The 21328-nt window shown below is 63.2% G+C and carries 20 protein-coding genes; 8 read left to right on the top strand and 12 right to left on the bottom strand.

Translation table 11 applies throughout. The features are described from left to right. Positions 1 to 5 precede the first annotated feature (5 nt). From uvrB to GJR98_RS03300, 4 genes are all read left to right on the top strand, one after another. Positions 6 to 2090 carry an excinuclease ABC subunit UvrB gene (gene uvrB / locus GJR98_RS03315; RefSeq protein ID WP_151135454.1) on the top strand — a complete coding sequence of 695 codons (2085 nt, stop codon included), beginning with the start codon at positions 6 to 8 and terminating at the stop codon, positions 2088 to 2090. 1 nt (position 2091) lies between these two features. Beyond that, positions 2092 to 2511 carry an NUDIX hydrolase gene (locus tag GJR98_RS03310; RefSeq protein ID WP_225316356.1) on the top strand — a complete coding sequence of 140 codons (420 nt, stop codon included), beginning with the start codon at positions 2092 to 2094 and terminating at the stop codon, positions 2509 to 2511. Between the two features lie 419 nt (positions 2512 to 2930). After that, positions 2931 to 4016 (top strand): sulfite exporter TauE/SafE family protein, encoded by a 1086-nt coding sequence (locus tag GJR98_RS03305; protein ID WP_151135448.1) that lies wholly within the window; start codon positions 2931 to 2933, stop codon positions 4014 to 4016. An 86-nt stretch (positions 4017 to 4102) separates the two neighbouring features. Further along, positions 4103 to 4543, top strand: coding sequence for a universal stress protein (locus tag GJR98_RS03300; RefSeq protein ID WP_151135446.1), 441 nt, complete (start codon positions 4103 to 4105; stop codon positions 4541 to 4543). A gap of 486 nt (positions 4544 to 5029) precedes the next feature. Here the strand turns inward: GJR98_RS03300 and GJR98_RS03295 are convergent, their stop codons facing one another. Then, on the bottom strand, positions 5030 to 6226 hold the full coding sequence (locus tag GJR98_RS03295; protein WP_151135444.1) for an SPFH domain-containing protein: 1197 nt from the start codon (positions 6224 to 6226) through the stop codon (positions 5030 to 5032). Positions 6227 to 6353: 127 nt separating this feature from the next. Here GJR98_RS03295 and GJR98_RS03290 point away from each other — a divergent pair, with 127 nt between their 5' ends. Further along, a complete protein-coding gene (locus tag GJR98_RS03290) occupies positions 6354 to 6548 on the top strand; it encodes a DUF7554 family protein (protein WP_151135442.1) in 195 nt (64 codons plus the stop codon). 76 nt (positions 6549 to 6624) lie between these two features. Further along, on the top strand, positions 6625 to 7122 hold the full coding sequence (locus tag GJR98_RS03285; RefSeq protein WP_151135440.1) for a 2'-5' RNA ligase family protein: 498 nt from the start codon (positions 6625 to 6627) through the stop codon (positions 7120 to 7122). Positions 7123 to 7129: 7 nt separating this feature from the next. Here GJR98_RS03285 and GJR98_RS03280 read toward each other — a convergent pair whose 3' ends face one another. After that, on the bottom strand, positions 7130 to 8509 hold the full coding sequence (locus GJR98_RS03280; protein WP_151135438.1) for a cytochrome P450: 1380 nt from the start codon (positions 8507 to 8509) through the stop codon (positions 7130 to 7132). Between the two features lie 76 nt (positions 8510 to 8585). Further along, on the bottom strand, positions 8586 to 10793 hold the full coding sequence (locus GJR98_RS03275) for an ATP-dependent DNA helicase (RefSeq protein WP_151135436.1): 2208 nt from the start codon (positions 10791 to 10793) through the stop codon (positions 8586 to 8588). A 180-nt stretch (positions 10794 to 10973) separates the two neighbouring features. On the opposite strand from GJR98_RS03275, the gene GJR98_RS03270 reads away from it, so the two are divergent. Continuing rightward, positions 10974 to 11435 (top strand): DUF1440 domain-containing protein, encoded by a 462-nt coding sequence (locus GJR98_RS03270; RefSeq protein WP_151135434.1) that lies wholly within the window; start codon positions 10974 to 10976, stop codon positions 11433 to 11435. Between the two features lie 119 nt (positions 11436 to 11554). Then, entirely contained in the window at positions 11555 to 12019 is a 465-nt protein-coding gene (locus tag GJR98_RS03265; RefSeq protein WP_151135432.1) for an ester cyclase, read from the top strand. A gap of 12 nt (positions 12020 to 12031) precedes the next feature. On the opposite strand, the gene argF is transcribed toward GJR98_RS03265, so the two are convergent. The 9 genes from argF to GJR98_RS03220 all read right to left on the bottom strand — a co-directional run bounded on the left by argF (position 12032) and on the right by GJR98_RS03220 (position 21288). Further along, positions 12032 to 12931, bottom strand: a complete 900-nt coding sequence (argF, locus tag GJR98_RS03260; protein WP_151135430.1) for an ornithine carbamoyltransferase — start codon at positions 12929 to 12931, stop codon at positions 12032 to 12034. A gap of 58 nt (positions 12932 to 12989) precedes the next feature. Beyond that, positions 12990 to 14075 (bottom strand): [LysW]-lysine hydrolase, encoded by a 1086-nt coding sequence (locus GJR98_RS03255; protein ID WP_151135427.1) that lies wholly within the window; start codon positions 14073 to 14075, stop codon positions 12990 to 12992. After that, positions 14072 to 15208 (bottom strand): aspartate aminotransferase family protein, encoded by a 1137-nt coding sequence (locus GJR98_RS03250; protein WP_151135425.1) that lies wholly within the window; start codon positions 15206 to 15208, stop codon positions 14072 to 14074. Before GJR98_RS03250 ends, GJR98_RS03255 begins: the two co-directional genes overlap by 4 nt. After that, on the bottom strand, positions 15208 to 16140 hold the full coding sequence (locus GJR98_RS03245; protein WP_151135423.1) for an acetylglutamate/acetylaminoadipate kinase: 933 nt from the start codon (positions 16138 to 16140) through the stop codon (positions 15208 to 15210). Before GJR98_RS03245 ends, GJR98_RS03250 begins: the two co-directional genes overlap by 1 nt. Positions 16141 to 16197: 57 nt before the next feature. Beyond that, positions 16198 to 17241 (bottom strand): N-acetyl-gamma-glutamyl-phosphate reductase, encoded by a 1044-nt coding sequence (argC, locus tag GJR98_RS03240; protein WP_151135421.1) that lies wholly within the window; start codon positions 17239 to 17241, stop codon positions 16198 to 16200. Continuing rightward, a complete protein-coding gene (lysX, locus tag GJR98_RS03235) occupies positions 17238 to 18113 on the bottom strand; it encodes a lysine biosynthesis protein LysX (RefSeq protein WP_151135419.1) in 876 nt (291 codons plus the stop codon). Before lysX ends, argC begins: the two co-directional genes overlap by 4 nt. A 1-nt stretch (position 18114) precedes the next feature. Then, positions 18115 to 18294 (bottom strand): lysine biosynthesis protein LysW, encoded by a 180-nt coding sequence (gene lysW, locus GJR98_RS03230; RefSeq protein WP_151135417.1) that lies wholly within the window; start codon positions 18292 to 18294, stop codon positions 18115 to 18117. Positions 18295 to 18602: 308 nt separating this feature from the next. Then, positions 18603 to 20069 carry an argininosuccinate lyase gene (gene argH, locus GJR98_RS03225; RefSeq protein ID WP_151135415.1) on the bottom strand — a complete coding sequence of 489 codons (1467 nt, stop codon included), beginning with the start codon at positions 20067 to 20069 and terminating at the stop codon, positions 18603 to 18605. 1 nt (position 20070) lies between these two features. Next, complete coding sequence (locus GJR98_RS03220; RefSeq protein ID WP_151135413.1) at positions 20071 to 21288, bottom strand: argininosuccinate synthase; 1218 nt, start codon at positions 21286 to 21288, stop codon at positions 20071 to 20073. Positions 21289 to 21328 lie beyond the last annotated feature (40 nt).

Raw genomic sequence — 21328 nt, 5'->3', positions numbered from 1 at the left:
TGGCAATGAGCGAGTCCGGTCCCCTGTCTGCCGATAGACCCGAGGCAGAACGCGAATTCCGCGTCGACGCCCCCTTCGAACCGGCGGGAGACCAACCCGAAGCCATCGAGGCGTTGGCCCGTGCGTACGGTGAGGGTGCGGATATTCAGACGCTCCTCGGTGTCACCGGTTCCGGCAAAACCAACACCGTCTCGTGGGTCATCGAAGAGATTCAGAAACCGACGCTCGTCCTCGCGCACAACAAGACGCTCGCTGCCCAGTTGTACGAGGAGTTCAAGGGACTCTTCCCCGACAACGCGGTGGAGTACTTCGTCTCGTACTACGACTACTACCAACCCGAGGCGTACATCGAACAGACCGACACCTACATCGACAAGGATATGTCCATCAACGAGGAAATCGACCGACTTCGCCACTCTGCGACCCGGTCGCTCCTCACCCGTGACGACGTCATCGTCGTGGCTTCCGTCTCGGCCATCTACGGTCTCGGTGACCCGAAGAACTACACCGACATGTCCCTCCGCCTCGAAGTCGGCGAGGAACTCGACCGCGACGAGCTACTCGGCCGCCTCGTCGACCTGAACTACGAGCGCAACGACGTGGACTTCCATCAGGGGACGTTCCGCGTCCGCGGCGACACCGTCGAAGTGTTCCCGATGTACGGCCGCTACGCCGTCCGCATCGAGTTCTGGGGCGACGAAATCGACCGGATGATGAAACTCGACCCGCTCGAAGGCGAGGTTAAATCGTCCGAACCGGCCGTCCTCATCCACCCGGCGGAACACTACTCCATCCCCGAAGAACAGATGGAACAGGCCATCGGTGAGATTGAAGAACTGATGGAAGAGCGGGTGAAGTACTTCCAGCGACAGGGTGACCTCGTCGCCGCCCAGCGCATCGAAGAACGGACCACTTTCGACATCGAGATGATGCGTGAGACGGGCCACTGCTCCGGCATCGAGAACTACTCGGTCCACCTCTCGGACCGCGAAGTGGGTGACGCCCCCTACACGCTCCTCGACTACTTCCCCGACGACTTCCTCACCGTCGTGGACGAATCGCACGTGACGCTCCCACAAATCAAGGGACAGTACGCCGGTGACAAGTCTCGTAAAGATTCGCTGGTCGAAAACGGGTTCCGTCTCCCGACGGCCTACGACAACCGGCCGCTGACGTTCGAGGAGTTCGAAGAGAAGACGGGCAAGTTGCTGTTCGTCTCCGCGACACCGAGCGACTACGAGCGCGAACACTCCGAGCAAATCGTGGAGCAAATCGTTCGACCGACCCACCTCGTGGACCCGAAAGTCGAAGTCGCGGAGGCGACGGGACAGGTCGACGACCTGATGGCCCGAATCGACGCCCGAATCGACCGCGACGAACGCGTGCTCGTGACCACGCTCACGAAACGGATGGCCGAAGACCTCACCGAGTACCTCGAAGAGGCGGGCGTCGACGTGGCCTACATGCACGACGAGACCGACACGCTCGAACGCCACGAACTCATCCGGTCGCTCCGCCTCGGCGACATCGACGTGCTCGTCGGCATCAACCTCCTCCGTGAGGGCCTCGACATCCCGGAAGTGTCGCTCGTCGCCATCCTCGACGCCGACCAGCAGGGCTTCTTGCGCTCTGAGACGACGCTGGTCCAGACGATGGGCCGGGCCGCCCGCAACGTCAACGGCGAAGTCGTCCTCTACGCCGACGAGGTCACCGACGCGATGGACGCCGCCATCTCCGAGACGCAGCGTCGTCGTCGTATCCAACAGGAGTTCAACGAAGAACACGGCTACACGCCGAAGACCATCGAGAAGGAAGTCGGCGAGACGAACCTCCCCGGGAGCAAGACGAACACGCGCGGCGTCTCGGGCGACAAACCTGCGGACGCGGACGAAGCAGTCGAACAAATCGCGTTCCTCGAAGACCGGATGCAGGAGGCCGCCGACAACCTCGAATTCGAACTCGCCGCCGACATCCGCGACCGTATTCAGAAACTCCGCCGTGAGTTCGACGTCGACGGTCTCGAAGATGGTGTCGCACCCGAGTACCCAGACGAGGACGACGACGGTCTCACCCCACCAGACGAGTTCTGACGTGGCTACTGCCACCCAACTCACGTTCGCCGCTGGTGGCCTCCTCCGACGCGACGACGGGCGCATCTGTCTCGTCTATCGTCCGCGGTACGACGACTGGTCGCTCCCGAAGGGGAAGGTCAAATCGGGTGAGACACTCGTCGAGACTGCGATTCGAGAAGTCGCAGAGGAGACTCGCTCCTCGGTCGAATGCGGCCGCTTTGCCGGGCGTTACGAGTACGTGGTCGACGCCGATGCCGACACGGAGAGTGGCCCAAAAGGGGTCTTCATCTGGCACATGCACCTCGTCGACGAAGACCCGTTCGACCCCGACGACGAGGTGGGTGCGCGCGAGTGGGTTTCCCCCGAAGATGCCCTCGACGTTCTGACCTACGAGAACGAACGCGCCCTCGTTCGACGGGTGTTCGGGTCTATCGACTGAGTACAGACTAGGGGTTCCCACACTTGTCGCCGCTTCTTCGACGCGCGTCGGTGTGAGGACCGTACCCAAAAGCTAGGTCGGTATCAAGACTTATTAGCCCGACCTCGCTATGCCCGTTTCACCGTGACCCGCAACTCTGCGGACGCTGCGGACGAGCAAGCAGGACACAACGTTCACCACGCCTACCCGAACGGGGGTATCACCTAGATGTTCCCGTCGTTCGAGCCCCAGTCGCTTGACTCGTCGGGTGACCACTCGCAACCGGCGACGCCGGTGTGTGGGTCGGTCACACCGTCTGTGGTGGATGAACCTTGCACGCGGTGCGAATCCGCTGGCGATTCGGTATACAATCTGTTTTCCTCGCGTCACTCGACCCGAGTGAGCGCGACTGCAACTACGCACTGACAACAACGAGAACAATGAGCTCTCAGTCTCTCAGTCACGTCCAGAAGTCGTTCCTGAAGTATCAACACATCCTCGTGTTCATCGCACCCGTGCTGTTCATCGCCGCCGTCTTCACTGTGGCTCCAACGCCCACTGACGTCGGTATGGACTACTGGCTCAACTACTGGTGGTTGTTCCCGGTGTTCGTCCTCGGGGCAACGACTGTGAACACGGTCGGAATCAGCGGGTCGGCACTGTTCGTCCCGTTCCTCATCTTCATCTTCCCGGTGTTCGCACACCCGCTCGAACCTGCGACCATCGTGAAGGTGGGACTCATCAGCGAAGCGTTCGGCCTGTCTAGTTCGGCCGTGGCGTTCATCCAGTACGGTCTCGTCGACCGACGGTTGGCGCTCAGCCTCGTCGCCGGGTCGATTCCGTTCGTCGTCGGGGGTGCCCTGCTCTCGTTCATCATCCCCGAGGTCGTCTTCCACGCGCTCCTCGGCATCGCGCTCTTGGCCGCGTCGTACCTGCTGTTCAAGGCAGACCTCGGTCACGAAGAGCCGGGTAGCTCGAGTTCCGAACACGCCGCAGCGACCGACGGCGGAACCGTCACGTCGAGTCTTCCGAACGACCCCGGTAAGCTCGGTCCAGCGGGCGTCCGCACCGACGACGACGGAACCGTCACCCGCGTCGACCGCGAAGGTGACGACTACAAATACACCCGTAGCGGCTACCTCCGTCGCTTCGCCAACTACAGCATCGGCGGCACGTTCCAGGGGCTCGCTGGCTTCGGTGTCGGCGAACTCGGTATCATCTCGATGCTCAGCACGAAAGTGCCCGTCCGCGTCGCAATCGGTACCAACCACATCGTCGTCGCGCTGACCGCCATCCTCGCGTCGCTCGTGCACGTCTTCGGTGGCGGCCTCGTCGGCGGCCACACCCTGAGTCTGGCGTCGACGCCGTGGAATATGGTCGTCTTCACCGTCCCTGCGACGGTCCTCGGCGGCCAAATCGCGCCGTACGTGTCCAACGCACTGGAGACTGAAACCATCAAAACCTTCGTCGGTGGCCTCTTCGCAGTCATCTCTGTCGCGCTGTTCCTGATGGCTGCAGGCATCTAACCGACGAACCACACCTCGTTTAGGTTCCACACCACACTCACACGAGGTCCTCATCAACCACACCGCACACTTCGTCCACACCACCCATGTACGACCACATCCTGCTCCCGACCGACGGTAGTGACGCGACAAAAGCAACGATCGACCACGCCACGACGCTCGCACAGACCTACGACGCGACGGTTCACGTGCTCTCGGTCGCCGACTCGCGCAACCGGTTCGAGTCGCCATCCGCTGGTATCGCCCCCAACGTGTGGAAAGAGTCAGAACGCGAACGCGCCGAGGCCGCCGTCGATGCCGCGGTGGATGCACTCCCCGACGACGTGCCCACCGAGCGCATCATCGAGGAAGGCGTTCCGGATTCGGTCATCGCCGAGTACACCGACGACGCCGACATCGACGTCGTCGTGATGGCGACCCACGGCCGAACCGGCCTCGACCACTACCTCATCGGGAGCGTCACCGAACGTGTCGTCAGGCAGTCGTCCGCTCCGGTCTTGACGGTCCGGGCGAGCAACGACGACTAAGCCACGAACGCCGACGGCGCGTTTCACGCTCCAACTTCTCACACCGATATCCGACCGTCAGCGACGCCAATGCGTACCGTATCGTTATCACGAACTCTCGGCACCTGAGAACGTTCGTACGCGCCTAATAGTCATTCAAGCAATTATTACATGTCTGCGGACCGCCGCAGACGTGGTGGGGAACCACGCTCGTGTTCGTGTCGTCTCGGGCGCGACGGGAAACAGCGCCTGTAGAGACTCTGAAAGCAGGGAACAAACTGGTGGTCTCAGAGATGTGGCCGCTGGGGGAGTCGACTTCCTCGACTGCGAACTGACAGCCAAACTAGGGTGTCACCAGCTTCGAGGCAGTCGTTCGAGGCAGCGGACTACGTCTCCCCTGTCTGGCGTCTTGCTGCTTCAGGTCTCTTCGAACGGACGAAGGCTCTGTTTTTACCGACGACTCACCGTTGTGGACCGACCGAGAAAACGAACCGCACCGACGTGCGACTACTTCTGCGACTCCATCTCGACGCCGCCGTCTTCGATTTCGATGTCGACACCGTCGGTAGACAGGTCGTCGGTCTGGATCGACCCGAGTTCGCTGAGGATTTCGTCGATGTCGTCGAGTCCGATGAGTTCTCGGGTGTCTTCGTCGAACTCCTGACTGCCGAGGCCGGCGGCTTTCTGTACGTCGGACCCGGAGAGGCCCTTCCCGTAGCGTCCGAGCAGTGACGTGAGTTCCTGCGGGAGGACGTACGTCGTCGACGGTGACGTGCCGATACTCGACAGCGTCTCGAACCCTTTGTCGATGATGGCGCGTTCGCCCATCGACTCCGCGGCGCGGGCCCGGAGCACCGTCGAGATGGCGTCACCCTGTGCACGGAGGATGGCGGCCTGTTTCTTCCCCTGTGCGCTGATGATGTTCGACTGCTTGTCACCCTCCGCTTTCTCGACGGCCGAGCGCCGCTCACCTTGCGCTTCGAGAATCATGGCGCGGCGGCGGCGTTCGGCGGCAGTCTGCTGTTCCATCGCGTTCTCGACGTCTGCAGACGGTTTCACTTCACGCACTTCGACGGATTCGACGCGGACGCCCCACTCGTCGGTCGGTTCGTCGAGTTCTCGGCGAATGCGTGCGTTGATGTGGTCGCGTCGCGCCAACGTCTCGTCGAGTTCCATGTCACCGAGGGCGGCACGGAGCGTCGTCTGTGCTAACAGTGAGACGGCCCGTCGGTAGTTGTCGACTTCGAGGAAGGCGCGCTCGGGGTCCATCACCCGGATGTAGACGACGGCGTCGGCGGTCACCGGCGAGTTGTCCTCGGTGATGGCCTCTTGTGACGGCACGTCGAGCGTCTGCGTCCGCATGTCGAAGCGGTAGGTCTTCGAGACGAACGGTGGGACGAAGTTGATTCCCGGGTCGAGAATTCCTTTGTAGTCTCCGAAGACGGTGAGCGTCCGCTTCTCGTACGCCTGAACGATTTCGACGGCGTCGTACACCGCCGCGATGGCGAGTGCGAGGACGACGTATCCGGCGAGCGTCAGTGGCGTGACGGGCAAGACGACGACGGCGATGCCGAACAGCGCAACCGCGAGTGCGAGGGGACCAAGCCAACGTGGGATGCGGGACGACCCGCCGACCGAGGCCGACGACTCGACTCCCGACGAGTTACTGGAGAGCCTCCCAAGTTGGTAAAATACACTGTCCATGAAAGAGAGTGACACTGTAGACGAATAAACCTACCCGGCAGTCGAACCAGACGTGCTGACCCTACCGAGTTACCGACTCTCACACTGGCCACCAAGTATTTACTGCAGACTCCCCGACCGGCCGTGTATGAAACTGAATCGAGACGGTATCGACGTAGAGGACCTCCTGAAACTCGTGTTGGTCCTCGTCCTCATCTGGCTGGTGCTCGAAATCGTCGGTGAGATTCTCGGACTCTTCACGATGCTCTTGGGCCCGCTCAAGCCGCTCTTGGGCCTCGTCGTCGCAGCGCTCATCGTCCTCTGGTTACTCGACCGTATCTAACACAGACGCTCGTCGGGTCACATCGCGCCCGCGACGACGACGACACGCCTTTGTATCCCTCCCGTGAGACACTGGCGTGTACAGTCTGAACGTCCCGGTTCCGGGGCGGGTCGCCCGCCTCGCGTCCGACTTGTTCCCGTACCTGGCCTCGTTCGACCGGGTCCGTGACCGGCACACGCTCGTGTGCAAGCGCTTCGAATCCGACGACTTCGCCCGACTCCGCGAGCGCCTTCGGCAGACACTCCGCGGTGCACCGGCGTTCGAGGCCCGTGTGACGGGTATCGACTTTTTCGAACACCCGCCACGGGGGTCTGCACCGGTCGTCTACCTCGTCGTCGAGAGTCCCGGGCTCGAAGACCTCCACTGGCGACTCGTCGAGGAGTACGGCGCGGTCGATGCGCTCGAAGGCGACGACTACGTGCCGCACGTCACACTCGCTCGCGGTGGCGACGTTTCGGACGCTCGCGCGGTTGCGAGCCAACAGTTCGACCCAGTCGAGTGGACCGTCTCCCGTGTCGACCTCTACGACGGGAACTTCCGGGAGACTGCAGCGAGTATCTCGCTCCCCGCCTGAGAAGGAGTCAGTCTTCGCGGGCGTGCAGTCGCATCCCCATCGGTTCTTGGGGGTGCATCGTCAGCGACCCACGAAGCGAGAACGGTTCGTCTCGGATGTAGTCGAGTTCGTACTGTTGTGCGACTGTCCCGAGGATGAGTCGCCCTTCGAGCAGCGAGAGATGTTTGCCGATGCAGTGGCGGGGCCCGCCACCGAACGGGAAGTAGGCGAACCGTGGTCGGTCTCTCGTCCGCTCCGGTGACCAGCGGTCGGGGTCGAACTCCAGTGGGTTGTTCCACCAGCGTTCCGAGCGGTGGACGACCCACTGTGGGAGCATAATCGCCGACCCTTCGGGGATACGGTAGCCACCGAGACGTACGTCGACTTTGGGTTCACGGAACATGACGTACACCGGCGGGTACAGCCGCATCGACTCGTTGAGGACGCGTTCTGTGTACGTTAACTGCCGAACGTCTTTGAACGTGGGCGTTCGTCCGCCGAGCACGTCGTCCAACTCGCGGTGGAGCTTCGCCTCGGCCTCGGGATGCTGAGACAGCAAGTACCACGCGTACGTGAGCGTCAACGCTGTCGTGTCGTGGCCCGCGAGCAGCATCGTCATCAGTTCGTCGCGGAGGTTCTTCTCCGTCTGTTCGCCCTCGTCGTAGGCGCGGAGGAGAATCGAGAGGAGGTCCATCGGTTCTCCCTCGACCGAGTCGCTGTTCGCCACCGACGACGCCGGCGTCGGTCCGTACTCGGTCCCGCGGCGCTCGTCGACGATATCCCAGATGAGGTCTTCGAGCTTCGACAGCGACTGGTGGTACTCGCGGTTCTCTCTCGTCGGTGCCCAGTCGGGCATGAGGAAGCGAATCGGGTCGGGTTCGAACCGTGTCCCGAGTGGTTCGAGGTTCTCCTGAATCAGTCGGATACGCTCGTCGTCGAGGTCCGCGCCGAACATCGCGTCGACGATTATCTCGACGGTCAGTCGCGTCATCTCCAGTTGCACGTCGACCACGTCGCCGTCGTGCCACTCCGAGAGCATCCTCTCGGTGCGGTCGGTCATCATCCCCGCCATCGTCGAGATACGGCGCATGTCGAACGCGGGTTGGGCGAGTTGGCGCTGCTTCTGCCACGTCGCGCCCTCACTCATGAGGAGGCCGTCGCCGAGCAAGTCACCGATTGCCCGGTCTTGGAACTGCGGCTTTCGGAACTTCGACGCCTCGCTCACGAGGACGCGTTCGATGTCGGTCGGGTTCGTCAGCATGTAGGTGTCCAGCGGGCCGAGGTCGAAGTGGACCACGTCGCCATAGGAATCCGCCACTGCCGTCAGGAACCGGAACGGGTTGCGGGCGTACTGCCGACTGGCGCCGAAGACTGGGATTCCCTTCGGACCGGGAGGGGTCGCGCTCATCAGGTATGTGTTGGTTCGCAGAGGGAAGAATCGCACGGCGAGGGACGTCCCGCTCACTGGGACGTTCGTGCCTGTCTCAGGGCCGTGGCGGGTCGCCGTCGTACGCGTCGTGGTCGTTGTAGAAGTTCAGCATCGCGAACTTGAGTTTCTCCGGCGCGATGTCGACCAGTTCTGCCCGCTCTTCGACGGGGAACGACCCACGAACGCCGTACTTGCCCATCGACGAACTCTCGCGCGTGTAGCGTTTGTCGGCGAGGATGCGCACACCGAAGTCGTCGGGCGCACGGATGACGCGCCCGAGTGCCTGTCTGGTCTTGCGGATGGTCGGAATCTCGACGGCGTAGCGCCACCCTGCTTCTTTCTTGCCGCGATAGATGCGGTCGTAGGCGTCTTGAACTGCCTCCAATCGTTCGGAGAGGTGCGGATACGGAACGCCCACGACGACGACGGTTCGCGCGTCGTCGCCGTCGAAACTCACCCCTTCGGCGAGTGTTCCCCACAGCGACGTGAGGAGGATAGCGTCGTCTTTGCCGACGAACTCCTGTCGTGCTTCCTCAGCGCGGACGCCCGGTTCGTCGAGGAAGAAGTCGAAGTCGGCCATCGGATTCGCCCTGAGTCGCTCGTGGTAGCGCTCTGCTTCCGCGTACGAGGGGAAGAACACGAGCGTGTTCCCCGGTGTGAAGCGGGCCGCGTCGACCAGCAACTGCTCGATGGTCTCTTGGGTCGCTGGATTGTCGCGTTCCGACGAGAACAGCGCCGGCAACGAGACGGCGAACGTCCGTCGGTTCTCCTCGGGATATTCGAGCCCGTAGGCCATCGTCACGGGTTTTTCGAGGCCGAGTGTCTGTTCTGTCACGTCGAACGGCCGCAGCGTCGCCGACATCAGAATACTCGCGTGGACCTCGTTGAACAACTCGCGGGTCACGTCCCGAGGGATACAGGTGTAGAGTTCGGCACGGCCGTATATCTCCTCGGTGCCGCCGTCACGCCGCACCGACAGCATGGGATGGCGGCCGAGTTCGTCACCCATCTCCATCCAGTCGGCGATGAAGTTCGCCGCCTGCAGGGTCTGACACTCTTTCCGCGTCGTCGCCTCGCCGTTCTTGTACTCGTCTTCGTACTGCTCGTCGAGGCGTTTGCCCAACTGCAAGGCGAGTTCGACTTCCACGTCGATGCCGCGCCCCTCGTACGACCGGAGGAACTCCATCGTCAGGTCGTCTCTGCGGCCTTGGCTGGCGATAGAGAGGTCGTACCAGTTCTCGCCGACCTGTTCGCGTTCGCCGAACCCGAACGCTTCGTCGTAGCTCTCGCGGAGTGCGTCGAGGAACGCCCCGACGACGTTGCGGGCGCTCTCGGCGCGCGAGTCGTCTACGTCCACCAACTCGTTCATCGCGCTTTCGAGGGTGTTCTCGGTGAGGGCGCGGCTGGCGTGGTCACGCGCCGCCCCCTCGATGTTGTGCGCCTCGTCGAAGACGGTGATGATGTCGTCGGCCTCGCGGTCTAACCACCGGAAGAACTGCTCGCGAATCATCGGGTCGAGCAGGTGGTGGTAGTTACAGACCACGAGGTCGACACCTTCCATCCCCTCTTTCAGCAGTTCGTAGCCACAGAGGTCCTGTCGCCCGGCGTGTTCGAAAATCTCGTCGGGCGTCCGCACGTCGTCGAACAACCACTGGAAGAACTCGTCGGTGTTCTGCGTGAGGTTGTTGTAGTAGTGGTCGCAGTAGTTGCCCTCTTTCAACTGTTCTAACTCGTCGTCGATGGCGTCGAGTTCGTTCGTGACGGCAGTTCTGGCCTCACCAGCACCCGACTCGCCCTCACGCATCCGGTCGAGGAGCGTCTGGGCCTGTTCTGAGAGTTCAGACTTGTCGGACTCCTTTTCGACGATGCTTCTTGTCGTGTCGCGGAGGGTCTGGCACTCCTGAAACCCCACGTCGATGTGGCACATCGAGGACTTGCCGCGGAACACCACCGCTCGGATGGGTTCGCGTCGGGTGATGGCGCGGGCGTCTTCGATGAACTGCCGCATCTGCTGGTGGACGTTCGTGGTGATGACCACCGTCTTGTCGTGTTCACGGGCGTACTCCAGCGCCGGGACGAGTGCCGAGATGGTCTTTCCCGTCCCAGTCGCACCTTCGAGGAGGACGTTGCGCTCGTCGTCGAGGGCGTCCGAAATACCGGACATCGCCGCCTCCTGATTCGGGTACGGTTCGTCGTACGGGAAGAAGCGCCACGCTCTCTCCGAGTCGTTATCGTCGTCGCGGGGACCGTTCGCGTGGGCCACGAACGGTTCTCGGCCGCCATCTGATTAAAAGTCTCGGAGGGGAACCCCCACGTAACCGCGAGTGCTCCTGTCGGCGTCACCGCCCGACGCGGACCACTCCATATAATCGTATCCCCGCAATGCGGCAGTCTCACCCGTCCGAGAGAGGATTAATTGCGGAACCGATGAACGTGCGGCCACATGTCGACACAGACGACAGCACGAACCGAATCGACACTCGACGGAAACTGGGTCGCAGGCGTCGCCGCTGGCGCCGTCGCTGCCATCGTCATGGGGGCGATGATGGTGATGCAGATGCGCCCCGTCCTCGAAGTTGCCATCCCATCGATGTACACCCTCGCGGGTGGCACTGCTGGCTTCACGATTCACGTCGCTCACGGCGCGATTCTTGGCGTCGCCTTCGCCGGCCTCGCAGGCGTCCTGGGCCTCGACACGACCGCGAAGTCACTCGGCCTCGGCATCGCCTACGGTGTGGCGCTCTGGGTGGTTCTCGCCGTCCTCGTCATGCCCGTCTGGCTGAGCGCCGTCGGGTCGCCCGCTAACCCGCCGCTCCCGAACATCAGCACGACCAGTCTCGTCGGTCACGTCGTCTTCGGTGCCGTCCTCGGACTGGCGTATCCAATCTTCGACCGGACGATGTAGAACCGACACGACTAGGGTTCGGTTTTTCTCGACTGGACCACCAGCCACCAGAGACAGACTCGTTTTTGTGACAAACCTTCTATGATTATTCGAGTCGTACGTACACGCGGTGAACTGAGATGGACCTGATACCGACAGCAGAGATGAAACCGATGATTCGAAAGATCGGCGAGGCGATGTGGAACGACCGCAACCCGGAAGCGTTCGACGAAATCGCGACCAAGGACTTCGTCATGCACGACACGATGGGTGACCACGACCTCGACGAAGCGAAGAAGATGATGCAGGAGGCCCTCGACGGGACGCCGGACCTCGAATTTACCATCGAAGGCATGTTCGCTGCCGGCGACCAGGTTGCCGTCCGCTACACGCTCGAAGGGACGAACGAAGCGCCGTCGTACCTCACCACGGAACCGACGGGGAACCACTGGAAATCGAGCGGCATCAGCATCTACCGGTTCGAGGGCGACAAAATCGCAGAACAGTGGGACGCCTTCGACTACTACGGAACGATGCAGCAACTCGGTCTCATTCCGTCGGAAGCCGAACCCGAGGCGGAAGGCGGCGCAGGCGCAGAAGCGTAGGCGACGGTTCGCTTATTTATCGAGCAACTCGACGATGAGTCCCTTCTGGGCGTGCAGACGGTTCTCTGCTTGGTCCCAGACGATAGACTGGTCGCCTTCGAGGACGTCTCCGGTAATCTCCTCGCCGCGATGTGCGGGGAGGCAGTGCATGACCTTCGCGTCGGTGTCGGCCAGGAAGTCCTCGTTGAGTTGGAAGCCTTCGAACGCCTGCAGTTTCTCGTGGCGTTGGCTCTCTTGGCCCATCGAAATCCACACGTCGGTGTAGACGACGTCGGCGTCTGCGATGGCTTCGTCGGGGTTCGTCGTGACCTTCGGTGGTTCCCCGAGTTCGGCCGCGCGTGCGATGACCTCGTCGTCCATCGCGTAGTCTGGCGGTGTCGCAACCGTCAGGTCGATGCCCGCCATGGCGCACCCGAGGACGAACGACTGACCGACGTTGTTCCCGTCGCCGACCCACGCTGCCTGTACTTCGTCGAACTCGCCGACGTGTTCACGGATAGTGAGCAAGTCGGCGAGCGTCTGGCAGGGATGAGCGTCGTCGGTCAGACCGTTGATGACCGGTGCCTCAGAGTGTTCGGCGATTTCGAGCAGGTCGTCGTGCTTGAACAGGCGCACCATGATGGCGTCGCCGTAGCGACCCAGCACACGAGCGGTATCTGAGAGTGGTTCGCCGTGGCCGAGTTGGATGTCTTCGGGGCCGAGGAACAGCGCGTGACCGCCCAACTGGGTCATGCCCGTCTCGAAGGAGACACGAGTACGCGTACTCGGCTTCTCGAAGAGCATCGCCAGCGTCGCTCGGGGGAGTTGCGTCTCGTCTGCGCCGGACTTGATGTCGGCGGCGCGGGTGAGGACGCGGTCTAACTCCGATGCGCTGATGTCGTCGATGTCGGTGAAGTGTGTCGTTTCGAGCATTGTGTGAGTGTCGTGTCTCCGTGTCGATTCCGTGTCTCAGTCGGCTGTGATTCGAGGGTCAGTCCTCGGCCAGCGTCTTACAGACCTCCACGAGCACGTCGATGGAGTTGTCGAACTCGGTGAGTTCGAGGCGTTCGTCGGGTGCGTGGTCGAGGTCCGAGTTGCCGGGGCCGTAGGTCGCCATCGGGCAGTCCCACGTCCCGGCGAAGATGTTCATGTCGCTGGTCCCGGTCTTGCGAAGCAGGCGTGGTTTCGTCCCGCCGATGCCACGGATTGCGACGCGGAACGCCCGCGCGACTTCCGTGCGCGGACTCATCATGACCGGTGGGATGGGTTTGTTCCAGTGGACGCTCCCGCGGGTGAGTTCACCCTCGGCGACTTCGCGTACGTCGTCGATAGTGAGGCGCGGCGGGACGCGGAACTGCACGTCCACCGTCGCCTCGACGGCGAGGCCGTCCTCGGTGGGACCGCCGTCGAAGTTCACGGGCTTGGTCGTCACCGTGTCGAAGACGCCGTCGTACTCTTCGTCGAAGAAGTCGGCGACGCGTGACCACCACGCGACGGCCGACTGGATGGCGTTGTCTTCGGGGCGCGACGAGTGTCCCAACTCACTGGTCGAGACGTACGTCCCCGAGAGGAATCCGCGGTAGCCGAGGGTCACGCCGTCCCACCCGGATGGTTCGCCGTTGATGACGGCGTCGGGTGCCTCGCGGTCTTCGACGAGGTGCCACGCACCGCGCGAAGAGGTCTCTTCACCGACGACGCCGACGAACGAGACGCCTGTCTCGACGGCCGCCGCGGCCATCGAACAGAGTGGACCGGTGGCGTCGACGCTTCCGCGACCCCAGAGGACGCCGTCTTCGACTTTGACGGGAACCTCTCCGGGGACAGTGTCGATGTGTGAGGTGAGGAGCACCGAGTCGTCGGCAGGTGCACGGACGTTTCCGACCTCGTCTATCCACACTTCACGGTCGTGTGCTTCGAAGAACGCCTTCAGCACCTCGGCGGCATCTTCCTCGTCGCCCGAGACGGAAGGGGTCGACACCATGTCGTAGAGGAGACGACGCGCTTCGGCCCAGTCGGTGTCGGCGACGAGGGCGGCGTCCGTCTCGCTGTGGCTGTCGTGTGTGGTTCCAGCGTTCATGACAACACGTTCGTCATCGCATCCACTGCGCGGTCCGCGTGTTCTTCCTCGATGATGAGTGGCGGGAGGAACCGCACGACGGTCCGCCCCGCCGGAAGTGCGAGCAACTGCTCGGACAGTGCGAGATGCTTCAGCGTGCGGTTCGCGCCGCGTTTGACCTCGACGCCAATCATCAGACCTTCGCCGCGGACCTCGCGGACTGGCAGGTCGTGTTCCTCGACGGCTGCTTCGAGTTCGCTGGTGAGGTAGTTCCCAACCGCTGCTGCGTGGCCGGGGATGTCCTGTTCGACGATGGTGTCGAGGGTGGCGTTTGCGGCGGCACAGACGACGGGACCGCCGGAGAACGTCGACCCGTGGGAGGCCGCGCCGTCGGCAATCCAGTCGGCACAGAGCGTCGCGCCGAGTGGGAGACCGTTGGCGATGCCTTTCGCACTCGTGAGAATGTCGGGGACGACGCCGGCGTTCTCGCAGGCCCACAGCGACCCAGTGCGACCGATTCCGGTCTGAATCTCGTCGAAGACGAGTGCTGCACCCGCGTCTTCGGTCAGGTCGCGGGCGGCCTGTAGGTACTCCGCCGAAGCGGGGTTGATGCCGCCCTCTCCCTGAATCGGTTCGAGGAAGACGGCGGCCGTCTCGTCGTCGATGGCTTCTGCCAGTTCTTCCTCGTCGCCGTAGGTGACGAACTCGACGCCGCCAGCGACCGGTTCGTACGGCTTCTTGTACTTCTGTTTCCACGTGAGCGCGAGTGAACCGAGGGTGCGCCCGTGGAAGGCGCGTTTGGTGGCGATAATCTTCTGGCGGCCGGTCGCCGAGCGGGCGAACTTCATCGCCGCTTCGTTCGCCTCGGTCCCGGAGTTACAGAGCCAGACGTTCTCGATGTCGCCCGGTGCGAGTGCGGCGAGTTTCTCGTACAGTTCGGTGCGAACCTCGACCGGATACGACGCCTGCACGTAGGTCAACTTCGCGGCCTGCTCCTGAATCGCGGAGGTGACCGCAGGGTGCGAGTGGCCGAGTGCCGCGACGGCGTAACTCGCGCCGAAGTCGAGATACTCGGTTCCGTCGTCCGAATAGAGGTACGGACCCTCACCGGATTCGATGGTGATGGGCTTCTCGCTGAAGACGAAACCTGACATTATTGCGAGGCCTCCTCAGCTTCGACCAGCGCACCGGGCGTCACGTGCGTGCCGCCGCCGTTGAGCGCCGTCACGATGGGGTCGTTCAGGTTCGCATCGGAGACGATGACTTCGGCGGCCCCGCCGGTGAGTGCTTCTTTCGCGGCCATGACTTTCTTCGTCATGAAGCCTTCTGCGGCCGCTTCGAGCGCCTCGAACTCCTCGGGCGTGTCGGCCGTCTCGATGAGCGTCGATTCGTCGTCGGGGTCGGCGTAGACGCCCTTCACGTCGGTGAGGACGACGAGTCTCGCGCCGAGTGCGCCCGCGACTGCCGCTGCGGCACGGTCGGCGTCCGCGTTCACTGGGACACCGTCGTCGGCGAGCATCGGGACGGTCACGATTGGCGTGTAGCCGCCGTCGAGGAGGGTTTCGAGGAGCGACGCGTTGACCGAAGTAATCTTCCCGGAGTGGTCGCCGCGTTTGATCTTCTTCTTGCCGTTCTCGACGACGCGAACTGCCGACTTGCGCGGGCCAGTGAGGAGTCCACCGTCCACGCCAGAGAGGCCGAGCGCGTCGACGCCTGCCTCACGGAACAGCGCCGTCAGGTCGGTGTTGAGTTTGCCGGGCATCACCATCGAGAACACCTCCATGGTGCGCTCGTCGGTGAAGCGGCCGGTCACACCCGAGGGTGATTCGACGTAGGTCGGTTCCTCGCCGAGTTCTTCGAGCGTCTCGTCGACGGCAGTGGACCCGCCGTGGACGACGACGACGTCGGTGCCGTTGGCGACGAGGTGTGCGACGTCTGCGACGGCACCCTCTGGGTCGACGGCTTTCGCGCCGCCAATCTTGACGACGACTGGCGGTTCTTGGCCCCCATCTGCGATGAGGTTCGCCTCGTTGTCGACGAGCTGTTCGTGTGCCGCGAGCAGTTCCTCGCGTGTGTATCCTGTCATAGTCGGTGTAGTTCGTTGGTGGTCGGTCTGGAGCTGGTGTGTTCGGGGACGGTACGCTCAGGGAGACCCAATCGGGTGGAAGCCAGTGAAGTCGAGGCCGGCCGTCTCGTCGAAGCCGAGTGCGATGTTGGCGGCGTGGACTGCCTGCCCGGCAGAGCCTTTCATCATGTTGTCGATGGCCGAAAACACGACGAGTCGGCGGTTCGAGGGGTCGATTTCGAAGCCGACTTCGCCGAAGTTGGTGCCTGCGACGGCCTTCGGTTCGGGGTAGCGGTAGACGCCACCGCCGCCGGCGACGGTGCGCATGAACGGTTCGTCGCCGTAGCTTCCTCTGTAGGCCTTCCACATGTCGCCTTTCGACACTGGTCCGTCGGGGAAGACGTGACAGGTCGCCGCCGCACCGCGGACCATGTCCACTGCGTGGACGGTAAAGGAGACAGAGAGGCCGAGGAACTCCTCGATTTCGGCCTCGTGACGGTGGCCGGTCGGGGCGTAGGGGCGGACGATTCCGGAGCGCTCGGCGTGTGACGACGCCTTGCTCGCGCCCGCGCCACCTTCGGACGACCCGACTTTCACGTCGACGACGACCTGCTCGTCACCGGAGAGGATGTCGGCGTCGAAAAGTGGTTTCAGCCCGAGAATCGTCGCAGTCGCGTTACACCCGCCCGCGGCGATGAGGTCCGCACCGGGGAGGTTCTCGCGATTCAGTTCGGGAAGCGCGTACTCCGACTTTTCGAGATATTCGGGGCACGTGTGCCCGTCGTACCACTGGTCGTACTGTGCTTCTTCGGAGAGTCTGAAGTCGGCAGAGAGGTCCACGACGGTGTCGGCGGCGTCCTGGAACTCGTCGATGTGTTCCATCGAGACGCCGTGCGGTGTCGCCGTAAACAGCACGTCGACCGATTCGAGGTCCTCGGGTGAGGTAAAGCGCACGTCGAGGTGACGAAGGTTCGGATGGACGTGGCCGATGGTCTTGCGCTCGTAGGAGCGGCTCGTGGCCTGTGCGATCTCGAAGTTCGGGTGTCCATCGAGGAGACGGAGCAGTTCACCGCCGGTGAATCCAGAGCCACCGACGACACCTGCTGTGAGTACCTCGCTCACGCCGAAACCTCCGCGAGCGTCTTTTCGCCGTCGACTTTCGTCTCCAGCCAATCGACGACCTTCGCGGGAACGTCCACGTCGACCGCGTCGTTGAGTGCTTTGAACTCGACCGTGTGGTTGACCTCGTGGACGGTGTAGTCGTCACCGGTCTCCATGAGGTCGACGCCGAGCAGGCCGCCGCCGACTGCATCGGACGCCTGCTTCACGAGTTCTTTCGCGCGGTCGTCGAGTTCGAACGCTTCGGCGTCGGCGCCTTTCGCGGCGTTCGTGAGCCAGTGGTCCGAGGTTCGAGTCATCGCGGCGATGGGTTCACCATCGACGGCGAGGACGCGAATGTCGCGACCGGGTTTCTCGACGAACTCCTGGATGTAGAACACCTTGTGTTCGTAGTTTCCGAGCGTCGCCTTGTGCTCTAAAATCGCCTCGGCGGCCGCTTCGGAGTCGATTTTCGCCATCAGACGTCCCCACGACCCGACGACGGGCTTGAGGACGCAGGGGTAGCCGAACTCTTCGACGATTTCCATCGCCGATTCGACGGTGAACGCGACTTTCGTGTTGGGCGTGGGGACGCCCGCATCCGCGAGTGCGAGACTGTTCTTCGCCTTGTCGGCGCAGATGTCTGCCGTCTCGTGTGAGTTGACGACGGGGATGCCGTACGACTGCAGGAAGCGCGTGATGTAGAGGCTCCTGCTCGTCGCCAGACACCTGTCGACCACGATGTCGACGCCGTCGAACGCCGCCGGCGGCTCGGTGAGGTCGAACTGCTCTTTCCGAACGTCTATCTTCGTCACCTCGTGGCCGCGCTCGCGGAGCTCGTTGAGGAGCAACTTCTCGTCGCGGCGAATCCGGGAGTAGAGCAGTCCAATATGCACGTTACTCTCCCCAATCCTCTTCGAGTTCAGGTGCTTCCTCGAGCACGACGGGGTCGAGGGAGACGACCTCTAGTTCTGCGCCTGTGGCAGGACTGTCGATGATTTCGCCGACTTCGACGTCGGCCGGCAGCTCGATTTCTTCTCCGCTCAGCGGGTCTTCCGCAGTGATGGTGTCGCTCATTACATCTCAGGCTGGGCCACGGATGGTATTAAATCCGTCGAAAATTACGGGACAAAAAATAGCGTAAAGAAGACTCTCTCGGTGGATATCAGGTGATTCGACCGACCACCGTGGTCGGCCGAACGACGTGTCGAGCTCGGTTGCCACCCTCACCCGACACCAGGGACGGAACCGGTCGGGCCGTCCCTGCCGTCGGTCGTGGTCGCGGTTCCGGTCGCGGTCGTCGCCGAACCGAGACCGGTCGTCGTGGTCGTCGCGGAGCAACCGCTCGCGGTGGTCGCGGCAGGCCGGCGACTGGGGTGGATACCTCAGACATAGCTCGATACCTCCTCGTCGAGTTCGTCGGCAGCGGCCGTAAGCGTGTCGCGGGCGTCCGCGACGGCAGCGTAGTCCGCCGAGAGGTCGTCACGGGCCGTCGAGAGCGTCGATTCGACGGCGGCGGGCGCGGGCCCACCGACCGAATCGCGACTCGCCACGCTCTCGGTCGGATCGAGCGCGGCTTCGACGGCGTCTGCTGTCACGTGCGTAAAGAGAGACTCACCTAATACGTCCGTAGCGACGGCGTCAAGTGTTGCCACGTCTGGCGTTCCCGTGGACCGGGCGGCGGCCTCGGCGACGACTTCGTGGGCCGTGCGGAACGGTAGCCCCGCCATCGCGAGCAGGTCCGCGACGCCCGTCGCCGTCGAAAAGCCGTCTCCGGCGGCCGCGGCGAGTTCGTCTTCGGGCCACGTCGCGGAGGCGACGGCACCGGCGGCCACGGCGGCCGCTTCGGATACGTCGTCCACGGCGCGGAACGCGTGCTTGTGCGCGCGTTGTAAGTCGCGGTTGTACGCGCGCGGCAGTCCTTTGAGCGTCGTCAAGAGCCCGGTGAGTTCCCCGACGGCGTCGCCCGCGACGGCGCGGACGAGTTCCATCGTGTCGGGGTTCTTCTTCTGGGGCATGATAGACGACGTCGACGAGTAGTCGTCCGAGAGTTCGACGAAGCCCTTGTTCGAGAAGATGACGAGGTCTTCGGCGAGTCCCGAGAGCGTGATGGCGTGTGTCGTCAGCGCCCCGAGCGTCTCCGCGAGGAAGTCGCGCGTCGCAGAGGCGTCCATCGAGTTCTCCATCACGCTGTCGAACCCGAGGAGGTCGGCGACGAGTTCGCGGTTCACGTCGAACGGTGTCCCCGCGAAGGCGGCCGACCCGAGGGGTGACTGGTTGATACGCTCGTACGCACACATGAGGCGGGCGCAGTCGCGGGCGACCGCCCGTTCGTACGAGAGCAGAAAGTGCGCAACCGTCGTCGGTTGGGCGGGTTGCAGGTGTGTGTACCCGGGCATCACCGTCTCGGTGTGTGCTGCCGCCGTCTCGACGAGCGATTCGCGCAGTGCGAGGGCGGCGTCGAGTGCCTCCAGTACGTCCTCGCGGAGGCGGTAGCGGATACACGTCGCAACCTCGTCGTTGCGCGAGCGCGCGGTGTGCATCTTCCCACCGTCGGGGCCGACGATGTCGATGACGGCCGCTTCGATGGCTTCGTGCACGTCTTCGCCGCCGGAGAGTGACTCGTGGCCGGCGGCTTCCACGTCGTCAAGCGCGTCGAGGATGTCTGCGGCGACGTCGGACTCGATGATGTCCTGTGCCGCGAGCATCACCACGTGCGCCCGGTCGACGGCGAGGTCGGCCTCGAAGATGCGTTCGTCTGCCGCGAGACTCGACATGAACCCGCGGGCGGGGCCGCCGCTGAAGCGGTCCCGGCGAATGACGCTCTCGGAGTCACCGTCCTCGCCTGTCATCTTACTCGTCGCTGCCGCCGTCGGCGGCCAGTTCTGGCTTTTCTTTCTTCGTGCTCTGGTTCGCGAGGCGTGCCTGGAAGCCGTGGTACTTGGCGACGCCCGTGGCGTCGGCCTGCTCGATGCCGTCGACCGTCTCCGTGTTGAAGGAGGCGGCGGACTCGGAGTAGGCAGCGTACTCGGACTCGCGGCCGACCGGGCGGGCCTGTCCGCCCTCGAACTTGATGGTCACAGTGCCCGTGACGCGCTCTTGGGTCTTCTCGATGAAGCCTTCGAGCGCACCCACGAGCGGGGCGTCGATGAGGCCCTCGTAGGCCTTCTGGGACCACTCGTTGTCGACGGTGGCCTTGAAGTCACGCTCTTCTTTCGTGAGGACGAGGCCTTCGAGCGCCTTGTGCGCGTTGAGGAGCGTCGTCGCGGCCGGGTGCTCGTAGTTCTCGCGCACCTTCAGGCCGAGCATGCGGTCTTCCATCATGTCCGTGCGGCCGACGCCGTACGAACCGGCTTTCTCGTTGAGGAAGGCGATGAGTTCGAGGGGCTCCATCTCGTCGCCGTCGATGGCGACCGGGTAGCCATCTTCGAACGTAATCTCGATGAGTTCCGTCTCGCCCGAGGGCTGGTCGGTCCACTCGTAGATGTCTTCCGGCGGGACGTAGCCGGGGTCTTCGAGGTTGCCGCCCTCGATGGAACGGCTCCAGAGGTTCGTGTCGATGGACCAGACGCCTTCGTTGCCTCCCTGCACTGGGAGGTCTTTCTCGGCGGCGTACTCGATTTCCCACTCGCGGGTCATGCCCATCTCGCGGACGGGGGCGATGACTTCGAGGTCAGAGGCACGCCAGACTGCTTCGAAGCGCAGCTGGTCGTTTCCTTTACCCGTACACCCGTGGGCGATGCCGTCACAGTCCTCTTCGAGTGCGAGGTCGAGGATGGCATTCGCGATGACCGGGCGTGCGAGCGCTGTCCCGAGGGGATAGCCCTGATAGTCCGCGTTTGCGGTGACGGAGTCGAGACAGAGTTCGGCGAACTCGTCTTTCGCGTCGATGACGTAGTGTTCGAGTCCGAGTGCTTCGGCCGTCTCGTAGGCCTCGTCGAACTCTTCTTCGGGCTGACCGACGTCGACGGTGACGCCGATGACTTCGTCGTATCCGTACTCCTCTTTGAGGATTGGGACGCAGATTGTGGTGTCGAGTCCGCCGGAGAACGCGAGTGCGACTTTCTTCATACTCGTCTGTGGTAGGGATACCTAAATAAATTCTTTGCAT

The organism is Haloferax marinisediminis (genome assembly GCF_009674585.1).
GTDB classification, from domain to species: domain Archaea; phylum Halobacteriota; class Halobacteria; order Halobacteriales; family Haloferacaceae; genus Haloferax; species Haloferax marinisediminis.
This window is presented reverse-complemented; position numbering and strand designations above follow the sequence as displayed.

What these genes read in the sequence shown, in the direction of transcription:
- uvrB (WP_151135454.1), top strand. Translation starts at nt 6, where the DNA reads ATGAGCGAGTCCGGTCCCCTGTCTGCCGATAGACCCGAGGCAGAACGC.
- GJR98_RS03305 (WP_151135448.1), top strand. Translation starts at nt 2,931, where the DNA reads ATGAGCTCTCAGTCTCTCAGTCACGTCCAGAAGTCGTTCCTGAAGTAT.
- GJR98_RS03300 (WP_151135446.1), top strand. Translation starts at nt 4,103, where the DNA reads ATGTACGACCACATCCTGCTCCCGACCGACGGTAGTGACGCGACAAAA.
- GJR98_RS03295 (WP_151135444.1), bottom strand. Translation starts at nt 6,226, where the DNA reads ATGGACAGTGTATTTTACCAACTTGGGAGGCTCTCCAGTAACTCGTCG.
- GJR98_RS03290 (WP_151135442.1), top strand. Translation starts at nt 6,354, where the DNA reads ATGAAACTGAATCGAGACGGTATCGACGTAGAGGACCTCCTGAAACTC.
- GJR98_RS03280 (WP_151135438.1), bottom strand. Translation starts at nt 8,509, where the DNA reads ATGAGCGCGACCCCTCCCGGTCCGAAGGGAATCCCAGTCTTCGGCGCC.
- GJR98_RS03270 (WP_151135434.1), top strand. Translation starts at nt 10,974, where the DNA reads ATGTCGACACAGACGACAGCACGAACCGAATCGACACTCGACGGAAAC.
- GJR98_RS03265 (WP_151135432.1), top strand. Translation starts at nt 11,555, where the DNA reads ATGGACCTGATACCGACAGCAGAGATGAAACCGATGATTCGAAAGATC.
- argF (WP_151135430.1), bottom strand. Translation starts at nt 12,931, where the DNA reads ATGCTCGAAACGACACACTTCACCGACATCGACGACATCAGCGCATCG.
- GJR98_RS03255 (WP_151135427.1), bottom strand. Translation starts at nt 14,075, where the DNA reads ATGAACGCTGGAACCACACACGACAGCCACAGCGAGACGGACGCCGCC.
- GJR98_RS03250 (WP_151135425.1), bottom strand. Translation starts at nt 15,208, where the DNA reads ATGTCAGGTTTCGTCTTCAGCGAGAAGCCCATCACCATCGAATCCGGT.
- GJR98_RS03245 (WP_151135423.1), bottom strand. Translation starts at nt 16,140, where the DNA reads ATGACAGGATACACACGCGAGGAACTGCTCGCGGCACACGAACAGCTC.
- lysW (WP_151135417.1), bottom strand. Translation starts at nt 18,294, where the DNA reads ATGAGCGACACCATCACTGCGGAAGACCCGCTGAGCGGAGAAGAAATC.
- argH (WP_151135415.1), bottom strand. Translation starts at nt 20,069, where the DNA reads ATGACAGGCGAGGACGGTGACTCCGAGAGCGTCATTCGCCGGGACCGC.
- GJR98_RS03220 (WP_151135413.1), bottom strand. Translation starts at nt 21,288, where the DNA reads ATGAAGAAAGTCGCACTCGCGTTCTCCGGCGGACTCGACACCACAATC.